The organism is Bradyrhizobium sp. (assembly GCF_030654605.1).
Classification (GTDB): domain Bacteria; phylum Pseudomonadota; class Alphaproteobacteria; order Rhizobiales; family Xanthobacteraceae; genus Bradyrhizobium.
On sequence record NZ_JAURXB010000174.1, the window covers coordinates 1 to 16,066 of the forward strand.

The 16,066-nt window shown below is 61.3% G+C and carries 13 protein-coding genes; 2 read left to right on the plus strand and 11 right to left on the minus strand.

Features of this window, described 5'->3' with window-relative positions; translation table 11 throughout:
- The 3 genes from Q7U29_RS16090 to Q7U29_RS16100 all read right to left on the minus strand — a co-directional run.
- Window positions 1-282: hypothetical protein (locus tag Q7U29_RS16090; RefSeq protein WP_304743103.1), on the minus strand; the 282-nt coding region annotated here is incomplete at its 3' end.
- Between the two features lie 48 nt (window positions 283-330).
- On the minus strand, window positions 331-3,537 hold the full coding sequence (locus Q7U29_RS16095) for an AAA family ATPase (protein WP_304743105.1): 3,207 nt from the start codon (window positions 3,535-3,537) through the stop codon (window positions 331-333).
- Between the two features lie 551 nt (window positions 3,538-4,088).
- The gene (locus Q7U29_RS16100; protein WP_304743107.1) at window positions 4,089-4,802 is read right to left on the minus strand and encodes a helix-turn-helix domain-containing protein; all 714 of its coding nucleotides are present in this window, start codon (window positions 4,800-4,802) and stop codon (window positions 4,089-4,091) included.
- 151 nt (window positions 4,803-4,953) lie between these two features.
- On the opposite strand from Q7U29_RS16100, the gene Q7U29_RS16105 reads away from it, so the two are divergent.
- Window positions 4,954-5,271 carry a cytochrome c gene (locus Q7U29_RS16105; RefSeq protein WP_304743109.1) on the plus strand — a complete coding sequence of 106 codons (318 nt, stop codon included), beginning with the start codon at window positions 4,954-4,956 and terminating at the stop codon, window positions 5,269-5,271.
- A 61-nt stretch (window positions 5,272-5,332) separates the two neighbouring features.
- Here the strand turns inward: Q7U29_RS16105 and Q7U29_RS16110 are convergent, their stop codons facing one another.
- A complete protein-coding gene (locus tag Q7U29_RS16110) occupies window positions 5,333-8,026 on the minus strand; it encodes a bifunctional acetate--CoA ligase family protein/GNAT family N-acetyltransferase (RefSeq protein WP_304743111.1) in 2,694 nt (897 codons plus the stop codon).
- Window positions 8,027-8,454: 428 nt separating this feature from the next.
- Between Q7U29_RS16110 and Q7U29_RS16115 the strand changes: the two genes are divergently transcribed.
- Window positions 8,455-9,387 carry a CHAD domain-containing protein gene (locus Q7U29_RS16115; protein WP_304743113.1) on the plus strand — a complete coding sequence of 311 codons (933 nt, stop codon included), beginning with the start codon at window positions 8,455-8,457 and terminating at the stop codon, window positions 9,385-9,387.
- Window positions 9,388-9,452: 65 nt separating this feature from the next.
- Here the strand turns inward: Q7U29_RS16115 and Q7U29_RS16120 are convergent, their stop codons facing one another.
- From Q7U29_RS16120 to Q7U29_RS16150, 7 genes are all read right to left on the minus strand, one after another.
- Window positions 9,453-10,685 carry an acetyl-CoA C-acetyltransferase gene (locus tag Q7U29_RS16120; protein ID WP_304743115.1) on the minus strand — a complete coding sequence of 411 codons (1,233 nt, stop codon included), beginning with the start codon at window positions 10,683-10,685 and terminating at the stop codon, window positions 9,453-9,455.
- A gap of 102 nt (window positions 10,686-10,787) precedes the next feature.
- Window positions 10,788-11,624: a phosphodiesterase gene (locus Q7U29_RS16125; protein ID WP_304743117.1), complete on the minus strand. Its 837-nt coding sequence runs from the start codon at window positions 11,622-11,624 to the stop codon at window positions 10,788-10,790.
- Between the two features lie 4 nt (window positions 11,625-11,628).
- A complete protein-coding gene (locus Q7U29_RS16130; RefSeq protein ID WP_304743120.1) occupies window positions 11,629-12,696 on the minus strand; it encodes an ABC transporter ATP-binding protein in 1,068 nt (355 codons plus the stop codon).
- The gene (locus tag Q7U29_RS16135; RefSeq protein ID WP_304743122.1) at window positions 12,693-13,478 is read right to left on the minus strand and encodes an ABC transporter permease; all 786 of its coding nucleotides are present in this window, start codon (window positions 13,476-13,478) and stop codon (window positions 12,693-12,695) included. Before Q7U29_RS16135 ends, Q7U29_RS16130 begins: the two co-directional genes overlap by 4 nt.
- A gap of 4 nt (window positions 13,479-13,482) precedes the next feature.
- Window positions 13,483-14,298 (minus strand): iron ABC transporter permease, encoded by an 816-nt coding sequence (locus tag Q7U29_RS16140; RefSeq protein WP_304743124.1) that lies wholly within the window; start codon window positions 14,296-14,298, stop codon window positions 13,483-13,485.
- Window positions 14,299-14,336: 38 nt separating this feature from the next.
- Window positions 14,337-15,344 carry an ABC transporter substrate-binding protein gene (locus Q7U29_RS16145; RefSeq protein ID WP_304743126.1) on the minus strand — a complete coding sequence of 336 codons (1,008 nt, stop codon included), beginning with the start codon at window positions 15,342-15,344 and terminating at the stop codon, window positions 14,337-14,339.
- Window positions 15,345-15,771: 427 nt separating this feature from the next.
- A complete protein-coding gene (locus tag Q7U29_RS16150; RefSeq protein ID WP_304743128.1) occupies window positions 15,772-16,020 on the minus strand; it encodes a hypothetical protein in 249 nt (82 codons plus the stop codon).
- Between the last annotated feature and the right edge of the window lie 46 nt (window positions 16,021-16,066).

The following is a 16,066-nucleotide window of genomic DNA, read 5'->3' on the forward strand; positions in this document are numbered from 1 at the left end:
GACTTTCAGTAACATCGGCAGTGGGGAAGCGGATTTCAGATTGGCCGAAACGATCTCGGTGAGGCGGCGGCGCACCGGCTCGGAGATTTTGCCGGAGTCCTTCTCCCAATCCTTAAAGTCCTCCGGCTTTGGCAGAAAATATTTGATGAATTTTCCAAAACTATAGGGGCCGTGCTCCTTTTCCAGCTCCGCAAACTTGCTGGCCGCCAAAGCGATATTCCCAGGGCCAAGCATCTGATTGATGATTTGTTCAAATGTTCCGCTATAAGGTGCAAAGGCCATCATTCACTCCCATGGTAACGCGGCTGAATATGCCGTGGCTACAATATGTCATAATTCCGATAACTTGGAGAGAGCTGCCTTAGCACGTTCCATCTGCATAGTCATTTTCGACTTATCGAACAACTCGATGGCTTGGGCGAGTTCATCCTGTGCTTCGGACTTCCTGCCCGAAGCCACCAGCAGGCGGGCTAGCGTACCCCTCGCCATCCCCAGCAAAGGCCTGCTTTCAAGCCGGCTTGCCAGTTCGATCGCTCGCTCAAGTTGGGCCATGGTTTCCGCCGCGGCAGGGGCACCTTGAAGAGCAGAGATGAGAGCTTGGGCAAAAGCGGCCAACGCTTCAATCCCGTGATAGCCTTTTTGCTTTGCTCCCGCCTGGCAGGCCTGCGCGATTTCCAGTCCGCGAGAGATCTCGCCTTGTTGTGCGTAGGCCGAAGCGAGATAGACCGGTGCCAGCATCGTGCTACTCGCGTGGCCGAGCGCCTCGGCCTCCTCCTTTGCTTTCAACAGAATTTCTTTGGCTTCGGCGGCGTTTCCTTTCTGCAAATGGAGATTCCCGAGCGCGCATAGCACTAGGGGCAAGAACAGGCGGACCTCGCTCTCGCGCGAGAGCAACGCAGCTTCATCTAGCGCTCTTTCCGCTTCCTCAAGATTGCCGTGGCCCAGTTGAACAAGGCCGCGCCCATAAAGGGCGGCGATGATGTCGTAGGGTCGGTCGTTGCTCTTGGCGAGTTCGCTTGCCAGCTGGGAGCTTTGCTCGGAATTGTCGTACTCGCCAGTCGACACATAGACGAGAGCTTTCATCATATGACAAAGCACGAGAAGGCTCGAGCCCGTCGTTCCCGGTGGAACGTTTTCCGGTGCGCCGGCCAGCCGCATACTGGCCCGGTTTAGAAGCAGCTCTGCGTCCCGATATCGACCGGAGATGAAATATGCCTGACCGAGCACATATTCGGCATAGCCGAGCCAAGCGGTGGCAGCCAAGCTGTGGGCCAGCGCGACAGCCTGTTCGGAGGCCGTGATAGCTTCAACGGGCGCCCCGTAGAAATTCAGTGCTACTGCCTTGGCGACAATCGACGCTAGTCGCCGCTGTTCATCCCTGATTTTCTCGGAACGCGCTTCCGCATCGCGGCAAAGAGAAAACCATTGTTCCATGCTTCCAAGCGGAGCAAATGCAAGCCTAGCCTCGATGCGCAAATCGATCGCCCGCTGCTCGCGCGCCGTCGAGGCCGGTTGCTTGTCGACCGCGTCCATCGCTATCTGGAAGTATTCTGTTGCATCGCGGAATGCGGATCTGGCCAAGGCCTTCTTAGCCGCCATGTATCCGTACTGGTCCGCTTTCGCCCAGTCCTGCGCTTTGACGGCATGGCGGCATAAAGCCTCCGCGGCCTCCTCTTGGTGACCCCGCGCATTGGCCTCCAGCGCGGCCAAAATCCGGCGGTGCAGCTCCTCGCGCTGCGGGCGGAGGATCGAATCGTAGGCAACTTCGCGAATGAGATCGTGCGCGAATTCGTATTCCGGGGCAGCAAGCCACCGCGACTCAACCAGAAAATCCAGAATCTCCAGCGACCAGAGGCGGCTTTGCAACTCGGCTGCCGGCATGCCGGTCACTGCCGCCAGCAAGGGGGGTGGGATACGCGGTCCGACGACGGAAGCGAGTTGGAGAAGCGCCTTGTCCTCCTTCGGCAGGCGATCGATGCGGGACGCAATGACCCCCTGCACGGTGGGCGGAATTTCCAGCGCTTCCCAGGGGGTTCTGGCGGCAAACCGGCCGGCGTCGGCGTCAAGGACACCACGATTGAGGAGTTGCCGCGCCACTTCCTCGATGAAAAGCGGAACCTGGCCGGTGTGGCGAAGGATACGAGTCTTGAGCGCGTCGAGATCCGGCCCGGTGCCGAGCAGATCGTCGAGCAAGGCATTCGCCGAGGAGACATCGAGCGACCGCAGCCAGATCCGGCGTACGTTCAGCCGGGCCAGCCATCCCGGCGTGTCTTCAGTTCGCCACGTCAGCAGCACCAGCAGGGGGTGGCCTGCCGTCAACGACATCAGAGCCTCGATCGCGGTTTCGCTTTGGCCATCGATCCAGTGAAGATCCTCAAGAAGCAGGATGGTTGGACGCTTCGCGATCACCCTGTCGATCGCATCGCGGACGGCATCGATGATCGCGCGGCGCCGCAACAGCGGTTCGAGATCGTTCCAGCGGCTGTCGGTGACCGGCTGGTCCAGAACCGAGCAAAGCGCGGCCGGCCAAAGGTCGGAATGCGCGGGCGCGGGCCCTTCGGGCAGGTCAGGTTGATCTGCCGGCCCGGCATTGCCCGCCTGCAGCGCGCTCTGGAGCAGCTTCTTCAGCAATGCATACGGCACCGCCTGCTCCAGCGGGTTGCCTTCCGCCTCCAGCACCTGCCAGTTCTTCTCCCGCAGCGTGCCGACGAACTCATGAGCGATTCGGGATTTTCCGATGCCGGCGGTACCCACCAGCGCAACGATCTGTCCGGACGAACCGGCCTCCCGCGCCGCCCGCTCGAGCAGGGAAATCTCCTCGGCGCGTCCGACAAACGACGAAAGCCCTTTGGTCGAGCGGGCGCGCCAGCGGGTAAGCCCGCTGATTTCGACAAGTTCGTAGCAGGGAACAAGCGCGGAAAACCCCTCCAGCCGCCTCGGGGGTAACGCGTTGAAAGTCACCAGGCCTGCGGCCAGGCTCTGGCAGGATTCCGAGACCAGGATTTGCCCGGCTTGCGCGGCATTTTCGAGCCGCTTGACCAGATGGACCGCAGGCCCCCCCGCTTCATAGATCGAGGAGAAGTCGGCCTCGATCACATGGGCGACGACATAGCCGGAATGAACCCCGACCCGCACCAGAAGCGCCGGATCGTTCAACAGCCTGACCCGGCGAACCAGTTCGACCGCAGCGTGACAGGCCATGACGGCGTGATTGTCGTCGGCATGCGGGGCGCCGAAAAGCGCGATCAGCCCGTCGCCGCCTTCCTTGCTGACGATCCCGCGATTGCGGCGGACGGCGGTGCGCATCGCAATCAGCGCCGGCTCGAGCCGGGAAATCGCCGCCTCGGGGTCCAGCTCCGAGATCAAATCGGTCGAGCGCTGCAGATCAGCGCAGAGCACCGTGAGATATTTCCGCTCGCCGGCGATGCGGCCGCGAACTTCGGGAGCTGCTGGAGGATGTTCGGGGACGACCGCACCGCAGGACGAGCAATACACGTCGCCGGCTTTCAGGGTCGACTGACAAACCTGACAACGCACCCTCGGCTCCTCCATCCACCCCGGATTCAGATTAGCGAAAGATCATGGCGGAACAAGCATTTGCAGCGGCATTATGCGCATGACGGGGGCGCGGGCAAGCAAAGCGCCGGATGGGATTTTTGGGATGGGAGTGATTGGGTGACAATTCTGGCGGAGCGAATTATCGCCTGTGGTAGCGGATCCAAGATAGCGCATCCACAGGATGCGTGGCCGACGTCAGCGAACGGTGAAGGGCCGGCTCCGCCCGTCAGATGCTCATCGCTGCAAGCCGCGGCATGTCAGCAGCTGCCCCGTGGCAGCAGCGGCCATGCTCAGGAATTTCGACGCCATTGAGGAATTCCGTAAGTCTCTCGCCGCGCCGACCGCGTTTGAAAATCACCCCAGATCAGCACAACGGCGAACACCGCGAATACCGACAGTACGCCCGCAACCACCAGCATTGACATGACGGCCTCCGCTAGAAAACGGATGCATTATCGCCAGTCGACACTATCGGACGTTGATGCGGATCAAATTCGCAAAAGGTACGGGGAGCGCGCCGGCCGGCTATGTCAGGCCGCGGCCATCGCCTCGGCGCGCGCCGGATCCAGCAAGCACACGCTTCCAGGCTGGATTCCGATCACGCGGTCGCGTTCCAGCTTGGTGAAGGTCCGGCTGACCGTTTCAATGGTCAGGCCGAGAAAATCCGCAATGTCCTGGCGGCTCATTGGCAACGGCACCGAATTTTCCGGCCCCCTCAGCTGAGCCAGCCGATCGCGCCAACTGAGCAGGAAGGTCGCGACTTTCTCTTCCGCCGAGCGACGGCCGAGGAGGACCATGTGGTCCTGTGCGCGACTCAGTTCGAGAATGGTCAATTCGTTGATGCGGCGCAGAAGGTGCGGCTTTTCCTCGATGAAGCGTGCAAACGAAGTCTTGGAGAACCGGCAAACGGCAACAGTGCCGATCGCGTCCGCCGAGAAGCCATGACGCGCTGATATCGCCATCCCCAGGAAGGCGCCGGGCAAGGCAAAGCCAACGATCTGCCGTCGGCCATCGGGCAGCAGCTTGTAAAGGCGCATGACGCCCTCAAGAAGATTGTAAACAGACGTCGTCATTTCCTCCTGCCCAAACACGGTCTCGCAGGACAGGAAATCGACACGGCGCCCCAGATGCACCAGTTCCCGCAGTTCGGCCTTGTCGAGCGCGGCGCAAACGCTGAGGCAGCGTATCGCGCAATCGGCACAGGGCTGCCCAGCCGGATCGCCGGCGACCAGAGAAATCTTCATGCACTACTCCAGCGCGGGCCGACGGCAGCCAAATGAGCTGCCGATCCGCTGCATCTTAATGGATCCTCCATTTACCGGTTGATGCAGATCAAGGACCGCCGGCTTTGCGGCTCTATCAAGGCATGTCCGTCACAGAAAAGATCGGCCCGCCATGCTGCGATTTGCCCTGCGTCAAGCCTTCGTGACACTGATGCTGACAGCACCGGCACTGGCTGCCTCGCCCGCCGAGCAGCGTGGCAAGACGTTCGCACTGACCAATTGCGCGCGCTGCCATTCGATCGACCAGGTAACTCCAAGCCCGCTCCAGATCGCGCCGCCGTTCCGCACCTTGCACAAACGCTATCCGATAGAGTCCCTCGCCGAAGCACTGGCCGAGGGAATCGTCACCGGCCATCCGACCATGCCGGAGTTCCGGCTCGAGCCAGACCAGATCAATGATCTGCTGTCGTTTCTGAAGACGCTGGAATAGCGCCGTTGCAGTCTGGCGGCTGAAACGAGAACCTGCACCAGCCGCCTGCGTTTTCGTCGCCTTAAAGCTTGAGCTTGACGTTGCAAATGCCGTGCTCGTGAGGATCGGCTTTCACTTCGAACCCAAGGTTTCGACACATCCCCAGCATCACTGTGTTCTCCTGGAGGACGTCGCCGGCGATCACCTTGAGCCCTTCTGACCTGGCGTATTCGATGATCAGCTGCATCAATGCCCAGCCGAGCCCCCTGCCCTTGAGATCGGAGCGCAAGAGAATGGCGTATTCGCCGCTCTCATAGATCGAGTCCGAATGGATTCGAACGACGCCGAGCAACTCGTCAGTGGCCTCGTCTACCGCGACGAAGGCCATCGCGCGGGCATAGTCGAGCTGGGTTAGCCGGGCGATGAATTCGTGGGTAAACTCCTTCATCGGCGCAAAGAAACGCAGCCGCAGATCATGGCTGGTGACATGTCGCAGGAGTTCATGGATCAGCGGCTCATCCTCGGGGCGGATCGGGCGCACGAAGACCCGCCAGCCGTCCTTGACCTCCAGGTGGCGCTCCCATTGCGACGGATAGGCCCGCACTGCGAAATTGCCGGGGCCCGACCCCTTGAACTTTCGCTCCACCGTCCCGACGGCGATGCGCGCATCGACCGCGAGCACTCCTGCTTCGTCAGCCAGCAAGGGATTGATGTCCAGTTCCCGGATCTCTGGAATATCCGCAGCCATCTGCGCCAACTTGACCAAAACCATCGCAACGGAATCCGGCTTGACCGCAGGTACATCCCGATAGGCGCGTAACAGCCTCGAGACGCGGGTGCGCTCGATCAGGTCCCGCGCCAGTTGCAGGTCCAGCGGCGGCAGCGCCAGCGCCTTGTCGTTGATGATCTCGACCGCAGTACCGCCTCGGCCGAACACGATCACGGTGCCGAAAGTTGGATCGTCGGCGAAGCCAAGAATGAGTTCGCGCGCCTTCAGCCGGACCACCATCGCCTGCACGATGACGCCGGATATCCTTGCCTCCGGGCGAAGCGCCTTGGCCCGCGACAGGATGCCGGCCGTCGCATCACGCACCGCCTCAGGGGTGGTAAGATTGAGAACGACGCCACCGACATCGGATTTATGAACAATGTCCCGCGACATGATCTTGAGCACCACGGTCGCGCCCTGCGCGAATATCTCCGAAGCGTAAGCGACCGCCTGATCGGCATCGGCGGCTGCAAACGTGGGAACCATCGCGATGTCATAAGCCTCGAGCAGCCGCCTGACTTCGACCGGGTCGAGCCACCGGCGGCCATCGGTCAGCGCGCCCGCCACGATTGCGCGAGCGGCCTCGCTATCGGGCGCGAACTCGCTTGGCATGGCAGGCGGGACCTGCGCCAGCGCGGTCACGACCTCGCGATGCTTCACAAGGTGCATGAAGCCGCGCACCGCGTCATCCTCGGTAGGGTAATTGGGAATCCCGGCGCCGCTCAGGAGGTCGCCGATGTTCTGGCGCGCTCCGACCCAGACCGCGAGCACCGGCTTGGCCGAGCGGCGATATTTCTCACGGTACTTGCCGACCACTGCGGTTACGGTAGCGGCGATGTCGTTAGCCGAAGCGATCGCGGTCTGGACGTTCATGACCAGGACGGCGTCATTGCTCGCATCGGCCAGCAGCAATTCGAGCGCTGCTGCGTAACGCTCGGGGCCGGCGTCGCCAACGATGTCGACGGGATTCGAGCCGGACCATGTCCGGGGCAATATTGCGTCGAGCTTCTGCCTGGTCTCAGGGCCGATTGTAGCTGGAATTCCTCCCAAATCGACAAGCCTGTCGACCGCCAGAACGCCGATGCCGCCGCCATTGGTCAGGATCGCCAACCGCTTGCCCGGCGGCGATTCGAGGCGGCCCAGCGTTTCGGCGCAATCGAACAACTCGCGCAGATCGGATACCCGCAAGATGCCGGCGCGACGGAACGCAGCATCGTAGACCGCATCCGACCCGGCCAGTGCGCCGGTGTGGGTCGCAGCCGCCTTCGCGCCTTGCGCCAAGCGGCCGGATTTAACGACCACAACAGGCTTGATCCTGGCGGCGGCGCGCGCCGCGGACATAAACTTGCTGGCGTCCTTGATCGCTTCGACATAGAGCAGAATCGCTCTCGTCTTGCCGTCCATCGCGAAATAATCCAGCAGATCGCCGATATCGACGTCGAGTTGGTCGCCGATGGAGACAATTCCGGAAAAGCCCACCGCACGCTGCGCCGCCCAATCCACCATCCCGGCGGCAATGGCGCCGGACTGGGAGATCAGCGCCAGACTTCCCGGGCCCGGCATGTGCGCGGAAAAGCTGGCATTGAGGCTTGCGCCCGGCATCATGACGCCAAGACAATTGGGGCCTATCAACCTCATTCCATACTTGTGAGCTGCGCGTTCGACCGCCTCAGCAAGCGACCCCGCACCATGGCCAAGCCCAGCAGTGATAATCAAGGCGCCCGCCGCACCCAGCCTTCCTGCTTCATCGACCAAGCCTGCGATGGCCGGCACCGGCGCCGTGATCACCACGAGTTCAGGTACGAACGGCAGTTCACTCAAACTGCCGACGCTGCGAACATCTTCGATCTCGGCATAGCTTGGATTCACGAGCCCGAATTCCCCCTGGAATCCCGCTTTGCGAATATTTTCGAGAATGGCGCGCCCGACCGATGCTCGCCGCGGACTGGCCCCGACCAGCGCGACCGAACGGGGCGAAAGCACATTCTGCAGACGATAGGTTGACATTGGTTCAATTGCCCGGCTCGCGCCGGCCTGTGGGTTGGGAAGCGCGCGCTCGTGCGTGTGACCGGGCGGGCCGATGCGGCATCATAACCCAGCATAACCCAGCCCGATGGCAGCGCGATGACTGTTTTGGCCGCACCAGCGCACAGGCGACAGGTGATCTTGCGCATCTATCGTTGCTTTTCATTAAAACAACAGGAACTTCAAACTAATAGATAATCCCTTCGGCATGCATTTGATTGAGGTCAAGGGAACGCGCACTCGGTGCCGTATGCATGGGTCCGTTCGCGATATGATTCCCTTCGGGAGAAACAGACGTGTGCGAAGGTTCAGTCGACGCCCTGATCTGGAACACCGGAGCAAATTCTGGAACACTGCCGAACTCGGATTGCTACTGGTGAGGCGGCTCAGGGCCGATATCAGGAAACAGCATGTCACCGTCCCCAAAATCAGGCAATCCAGTCGCCGCCCCCGTCAACCGGGCGCAACAACGCCGCGATTCTGCCCCGCGACTGAATGCAGCGATGGCATGCGACACCGCATTTCGAATAGTAGCACGCCGTTATCTGGCAGATTTGACGGCGAACCATGACGCAACCTGCGGAGGCGACCCGGTTGCCTTACACCGGATGCGCATCGCGCTGACTCACCTGCGTTCGGCCATCTTATTTTTCTCGCCGATGGTTGCAGACGCCGCGCGGACGCGAGTAAGAGCCGAATTGAAGTGGCTGAACGCCCATCTGGGCGTCATGCGAGATCTGGACGTCGCGATAGAACGGCTTAAGAAAATCGACAAACGCCGACCGCAAGCAATACCCCATTATCGGGCCTGGACCGCGAAGCGCGCCGAAGCCCACCGAGATCTGGCGCGCGCGCTCCGGTCAGTCAGATATCGGCGCCTGGTCAAAAGCACATCCGACTGGATCGAGCGTGGACCTTGGTCGATCAGGAGAGGCAAACGGGCCGCGCTGAAACGCGCTTCTCCGATTGAGGCCTTTAGCCTCCGCAAACTGAGGCGATGGCAGGAGAAGTTGCTGAAGAAGAGCCGCAAGCTGCCGAAAATGGACACGGCAAAACGGCATCGGCTGCGTCTGCTGAACAAGAAACTGTCCTACTCGATCGGATCTTTCGAAGACCTGTTTACGAACAGGAAATTCTCTCGGCAGCAGACGGCGCTGAAATACTTGCGTAAGGCGCAAAAAGCCCTCGGACAGTTGAACGACGATGCAAGAGGCCATTCGCTCGCGGTCGCTCTGGAGCGTGAGGGCGTCCGGGTGCCTTGGCAATTTCTGAGCCGCAAGCGCGAAAAGCGATTGATAAGGGAAACGGTCGCGACCTACCGGAAGCTGGCCAAACTGGAGTGATCTCGGGATGATAAAGTCGAGCACCGCGGCCGGCGTTCACGCCAGCCGCGCCACGCACTCGCCAGCTATAAGCGCTCGATAATGATCGCGGGCGCCATACCACCCGCGGCGCACATGGTCACCAGGCCGCGCCTGAGGTCACGTCGCTCCAGTTCATCGAGAATGGTGCCGATCAAGATCGAGCCGGTTGCGCCGATGGGATGACCCAGAGCAATCGACCCGCCGTTGACATTGACCTTGCCGCGGTCGAGTTCGAGATCCCTGATGAACTTCTCGGTCACGACCGCAAAGGCCTCGTTGATTTCGAAAAGATCGATATCATCCAGCGTGAGCCCCGCTTTGGCCAGCACCTTGCGCGCCGCCGGGACCGGGGCATTGAGCATCAACGTGGGAGAGTCGCCCATATTTGCCATCGCAACGACACGTGCGCGCGGCTTCAGGCCGTGGGCCCTGGCGTAGCTGGGCGATGCCAGCAGGATCGCCGCCGAGCCGTCGACGACACCGGATGAATTGCCGGCGTGATGCATGAAATCGATCTCGAGGTCGGGATACTTTTGCAGGATCAGGTTGCGGTAGGTGGTGCCTTTGTCATCGAGCGGATAGTCCGCCACCGCCGTGAAGGCGGGCTTTAGACCGGCCAGCCCTTCGAGCGTGGTCTGCGGCCGCGGATACTCCTCCCGGTTGAGCGCAAGGCTGCCGTCTTCGCGATAAACGGGAACCAGGCTCTTGTCGAAATAGCCGGCCTCGATGGCTGCAGCCGCCTTCTGCTGGCTCTCGAACCCCAGCCTGTCGACATCCCGCCGCGTAATGCCTTCGAGCGTTGCGACGGCATCGGCGCAGACGCCTTGATGCGACTGCGGATGCCTGGCGCGCAGGCGCAGATTGCCGGCGTCCATCATCAACGGCCCTTCGCCACGGCGGCCTTCCATCGACATCATCTCGGTGCCACCCGCGATCACCAGATCCTCGGATCCAGACATGATGGAGGCGGCCGCCATGTTAACGCTGGTGATGCCGGATCCGCAGAATCGATCGAGCGTGACGCCGCTGGTGCGAACGTCATAGCCCGCGTCGAGCGCCGACATCCGGCCGAGATCGCCGCTCTGCGGACCGCGCTGGGAACTGGTGCCCCACACGATATCCTCGACGTCGGCGGTATCGATCCCGGTACGGTCGGCCAGCGCCCGCAACACGGCCGCTCCGAGTTGCTGCGGGTGAATGCCTGCCAGCGCGCCCTTGCCGGCCTTGCCGATGCCTCGCGGCGTTCTGCATGCGTCGATGATCCAGGCGTCAGCCATGATGTTTCCTTCTGCAAATTCGTTGCCGACATTTGCAGCCGGCCGAGTTTCAAAGTCAACTCATGCGGCCTGTACAGGACGACGGCTCGGTCGCCTGCTCTACTATAGCAGCTTCCCGTCCGGTCCGAAAAACGGATGCGGCCCGTCGTATTGGCCGATCGAAACCTGATGCGTCACCACGCTGCCGAAGCCCTCTCCGGCAAACCAGCTGTGGATATGAAAGGCCGGCGGCTCGACCTTGAACGACGGCTGCCGCAGTTGCGCCAAGTCAAGATCGACCGCGTGATTGGGCGCAGGACAGATCGTAGTTGGGACCCCGGCAAACATGGTCAGAGCTGCGCGATGAACGTGTCCTGTGGCGATCAGCTGGACGCGTGGATGGCGCCTGACGAGCAGCGCCAGTTCTCCGGCATTGACGAGGTTCTGCCGGTCCATGTGCCATATCCCCGCCCTGAACGGCGGATGGTGCAGGAACAACAGTGCCGGCCGCTCCGGCGAGACAGCCAGAGCCTCCTCGAGCCATTGCAAGGTCGGCGCATCGAGTTCGCCATGCGGCTTGCCGTGCACGCTGGAATCCAGCAGCACAAGATCGAGTTCCCGGATTTCAATTTTTTGATTGAGCGGCCCCGCTCGCAAGGCACGGGCCTGCGGAAACACCACGCGCATCATCTCGCGCGAATCGTGATTGCCGGGAATACTGACGAAGGGCAATTCAAGCCGCGCCAGCAGACGTTTGAGGTGTTCATATTCCTCAACCGTCGGTGTATCGGCCAAGTCTCCGGAGATTACCACGAGGTCTGGCCTCGGCCTGAATTCATTCAGGGCGGCCACACAACGTTCAAGCGCCACTGCAGTATCGACGCGTCCGTAGGCCAGCTGGCCCGGGGCTTTGATGTGCAGATCGGAAATCTGCGCGATGAGAACCGGTCTCTGGGTCATCGGCTCATCCTCGGTTTTCCGGCGGCAACAGACGGACCACCTCCGCAGCGATCAAAAGTCCGATCCGTTCGCCCGCCTGGGCCTTGACGGTGTTCGGGGCATCGACGGTGAGAACTTTATCGGACGCACCGCTGACCAGCATCCGCTGCCGGTCGCCGACGAAGCTCACGCTGTCGATGGTCCCCGAGAGCGGCGCAGCTCCCTCCTCGACGATCCGGATCGTCTCGGGACGAATCATGGCCACCGCGGTCGTCTGGCTGGCCTCGCCGCCGATAGGTTGCCGTCCGCCGGGTAGCACAAGGTCACCGTTCTCAACCGGTGCCTCGATGATGTTCGCGGCACCAATGAATTCCGCCACAAAGCGATTCTTCGGCTTGAAATAAATCTCGCGCGGCGTGCCGATCTGGGCAATCGTCCCCTTCTGCATGACGACGATACGGTCCCCCAGCTCCATGGCTTCGGACTGATCGTGCGTGACATAGATCGTGGTGATGCCGAGTGAGCGCAGCAGGCGGTTGAGTTCGCCACGCAGCCGATCGCGAAGCGCGGCGTCGAGCGCGGTCAGAGGTTCGTCGAGCAGCAGGATACCCGGCCGGATCGCCACCGCGCGCGCCAGCGCGACGCGTTGGCGCTGGCCGCCAGAGAGCTGATCGACCCGGCGGTTCTCAAGCCCCGATATATTGGTCAGCGCCACCAGCTCGGCAACCCGCGCCGCGCGCTCCTGCCTCGCCATACCTCTGATTTTGAGACCATAACCTATATTGTCAGCCACGCTCATGTTGGGAAAGAGCGCGTAGGACTGGAATACCATGCCGACGTTGCGCCGTTCGATCGGTACCGACGTCATGTCGTTGTCGTCGAACAACACCCGCCCCCCGGCATCCGGCAATTCCAGTCCGGCGATGATGCGCAGCATGGTGGTTTTACCGCAGCCGGACGGGCCGAGAAGCACCAGCGTTTCGCCGCGCGCGATGTCGAGTGTAGCGGGCTCAAGCGCGCGCGTGCCGTCGGCAAACGTCTTGCCGCAGGTCTCGATGCGCACCGATGCGCCATGTCCGGCCGGTACACTCATCTTTTCTGCTCCTGATCGGCAAACATCTGCATCGCCACAAGAAGCGGAATGATCATGACAAAGAAAATCAGCGTATAGGCCGATGCCACTTCCAGCCGCATCGACGCATAGCTGTCGGCAAGACCAATCGGCAACGTCTTGGTGAGAGGCGTGTGCAGCATCCACGTCAGATTGAATTCGCCGAGCGAGAGCGTAACGACCATCAAGGAACCAGCAAGTATTCCCGGTACCGCATTGGGAACGATCACGTCGCGAAAGCGCCGCCAAGGCGTGGCGCCCAGCGATGCCGCCCCCTCGTCGAGGGTCTTGATATCGATCGTCGCGAACACCGCCATCACGGACCGCACCATGAACGGCATCGTGTAGATGACGTGGCCGGTGAGGATGAACAACCACGAGCGGCGAAAATCGCCGAACCCCTGATAGGTGAACAGCAGCGCCAGCGCGATCGCGAGCCCGGGGATCGCCAGCGGCAGCGTGATGACTTCCTCGATGATTCGCGAAAGACGCCCTCCCCGCACGTGCAATGCATAGGCTGCGGGAACGCCGGCGACCAGCGTCAACACGAGGGTTGCGAATGCGACCACGAACGACAGCAGGATGGTGCCGGCATAGAGCTCCCAGACCTGAAATACCCACTGCAACGTCACGCCCGAGGATATCCCGCGAAAGTAATTCACCGTGACCCCGGCGGAAATCGACAGGATAGCGGGCACCACAAGGAATGCGGCAACGAGCAGGGTAAACAGGAGCTGGCCGGTGAAGATCAGGCGATCGCGCATGGACTTATCCGGCCGCCGCGACGGTGCTGCCGCTGAACGAGCGCGCAAGCGCCAGGATGGCCCAGGCAATGATTCCAAGCCCGACCGACAGGGCCGCCGACGTTGCGAAATTCGCGGCAAGTGTGAATTCGGTGTAGATCAGCATCGGCAGCACGTCGATATTGGTCGCAAGCGTGAACGCGGTACCGAATGCGCCCATTGCGGTTGCAAAGGCGATCGCACCCGAGGCCACGAACGCAGGCCCAAGCGCCGGCAGCACCACATCACGCTGCACGGCCCAGGGACCCGCGCCGAGCGAACGCGCGGCCTCCTCCAGGCCGACATCAAGTTTCTGGACCGCGGCCATGATGGTTAGAATGACGCGCGGGATCGAGAAATAGAGGTAACCGAGGAAAAGCCCGAAGATCGAATAGGCAAAGACCAGCTTCTCGCCGAACATGCGGTTCGAGAGATCGCCGATCAGGCCCTGACGTCCCGCGAGCAGGATAATCAGAAATCCAACGACCACGCCGGGAAACGCCAGCGGAAAGGTCAGCATCGCGATCAGCACGGCGCGGCCGGGAAAGCGATGACGTTGCAGGAACATTCCCGCCACCGTCGCAACGACAAGCGTCACGACCGTGGTGGCCGCTGCCAGCAGAACCGTGTTGATCAGTGTGGCGCGATAGCGCGGTTCGACCAGGATGGCCAGGTATCCGGCCAACCCTTGCGGGCCTTCGGCTCCGGTCACTACCAGCCTTGCCATCGGCAGCAGAAAGAACGCCACCGTCAACACGGCGAGCGGCAGCAGGCACAGCCAGACGAAGTATCTATGCGGCATGGAGAAAGGGCGCCCCTAATGCAGGGCCCCATAGTGCATCAGCGGACCTCGGCGAGATAGCGGTCTACGAAACCTTTTTGCACGGATTCCATCTGGCCCCAGTCAACACTCTTCGCACGCGCGTAGTCGCTATCCGGCAGAAACTTCTTTTTGACGGCCTCGGGCAATTCGATCGGGCGTGCCGGGCGCAGATAGGCGTTGGTCCAGATCGCCTGCCCCTTGTCGGACAGGAGATAGTCCAGCACCTTTTTGGCCTTGTCCTTGTTCGGCGCGTTCTTGACGAGGCCGGCGACGTAGGGAAACACTACGGACCCCTCGCACGGTATCACGTATTCAAAATTGCCCTTTTCGGAGTATTTGGCGCGATAGGCGTTGAAATCATAGTCCAGCAGGATCGGCACTTCGCCGGAAACCACGCGGGCATAGGATGTCTGCTTGGGTACGATTGGATCGTTCTTCCTCAGCGCCTTGAAGAAGCTGATGGCGGGATCGAAATTGGCCGCGGTACCACCGAGCGCCATGTTGATCGCGACGGCGCCGACATATCCGACAGCGGCGGACGACGGGTCGAGATAGCCCACCATACCCTTGTACTCCGGCTTCAGGAGGTCCTTCCAGCAAGCGGGCACCGGTTTACCGCCGAGCGCGTCCTTGTTGACAAACAGGCCAAGGGTGCCGGAGTGAATCGTGGTCCAGTAGCCGTCCGCATCCTTCAAACCGGGGGCAACCTGCTCCCACTTTGCCGGCTTGTAAGGCTCCAGCGCATCCTGCGTCTTTGCCTTCATGCCGAAAGTGACACCGAAATAGCCGATATCGCCGACCGGATTGCTCTTTTCGGCCAGAATCTGCGCCAGCGCCTGACCGGAATTCTTGTTGTCATGGGGGATATCGTAGGTGAGATCGGTCTTGATGGCCTTGAGCATTGAGGCCCAGTCCGCCCATTCCGGTGGGCAGTTGTAACAGATGACGTCAGCCGCCTTGGCAAATTGCAACGGCGCCGCCAGCAACAGCACGAGCAACGTCAGGAAAAAACGGGCGGTCTTCATGCCAAAAGCTCCGATTTCAAGGAGAGGTATCTCCAGGAACGATTTCAATACTACCGAGGCGATCAAGTATAGGCCACGCATGAACTATTTGCGACGGTCTCGTTTTGCTGCGCAGCAAGCCATGGTGCAGACGGAACGAAGGGCATTGTCCAATGCGCTCATCCCCGGGGCACGTCTTGCGTCGATGGCCGGCCAGCAAAGGTATTGACCTAGGCGATCCAGCTTGGGGCAACAGAAGGCCAAATGCTGGATATCACCCGCATCCCCCCAAAAGCAAAAAAAAGCCCGGTGGCCAGCAGGCCACCGGGCGGGTGTCGCAATCTCGGAAGGAGCGGAACGTTCCCGCTCCTATCTGATGGATTTTCCCGAGCCGCGCCCCCCATACGCGCCCTTGTAGCGCGACGGTGCCAAGAGCGGCTCGAAGATGCTAGCTGTGGGAATTTTCAGGGTGGACAATGATACGCTCGATTTTATGGATCAGTTCCCGCAAGCCGTCGCCGCCATCCTGGATTGCCTGCGGCGCCTTGCCCCAGCCACGATCCAGAATGGCGTTGGCCGCGGACACCCGCGCCGCCGGCGTAGCGTCTTCCGATCGCATGACGCCGACCAGGACTTTGAGCGCCGTCCTGGTGTGGCTGCGCGCCAGCGAGCGAATTTCAGTAACTGCCTTGGCCATCTTTGATCTGGTTTCCTTTTGAGGCTTGCCCCGACATATTAGCGAG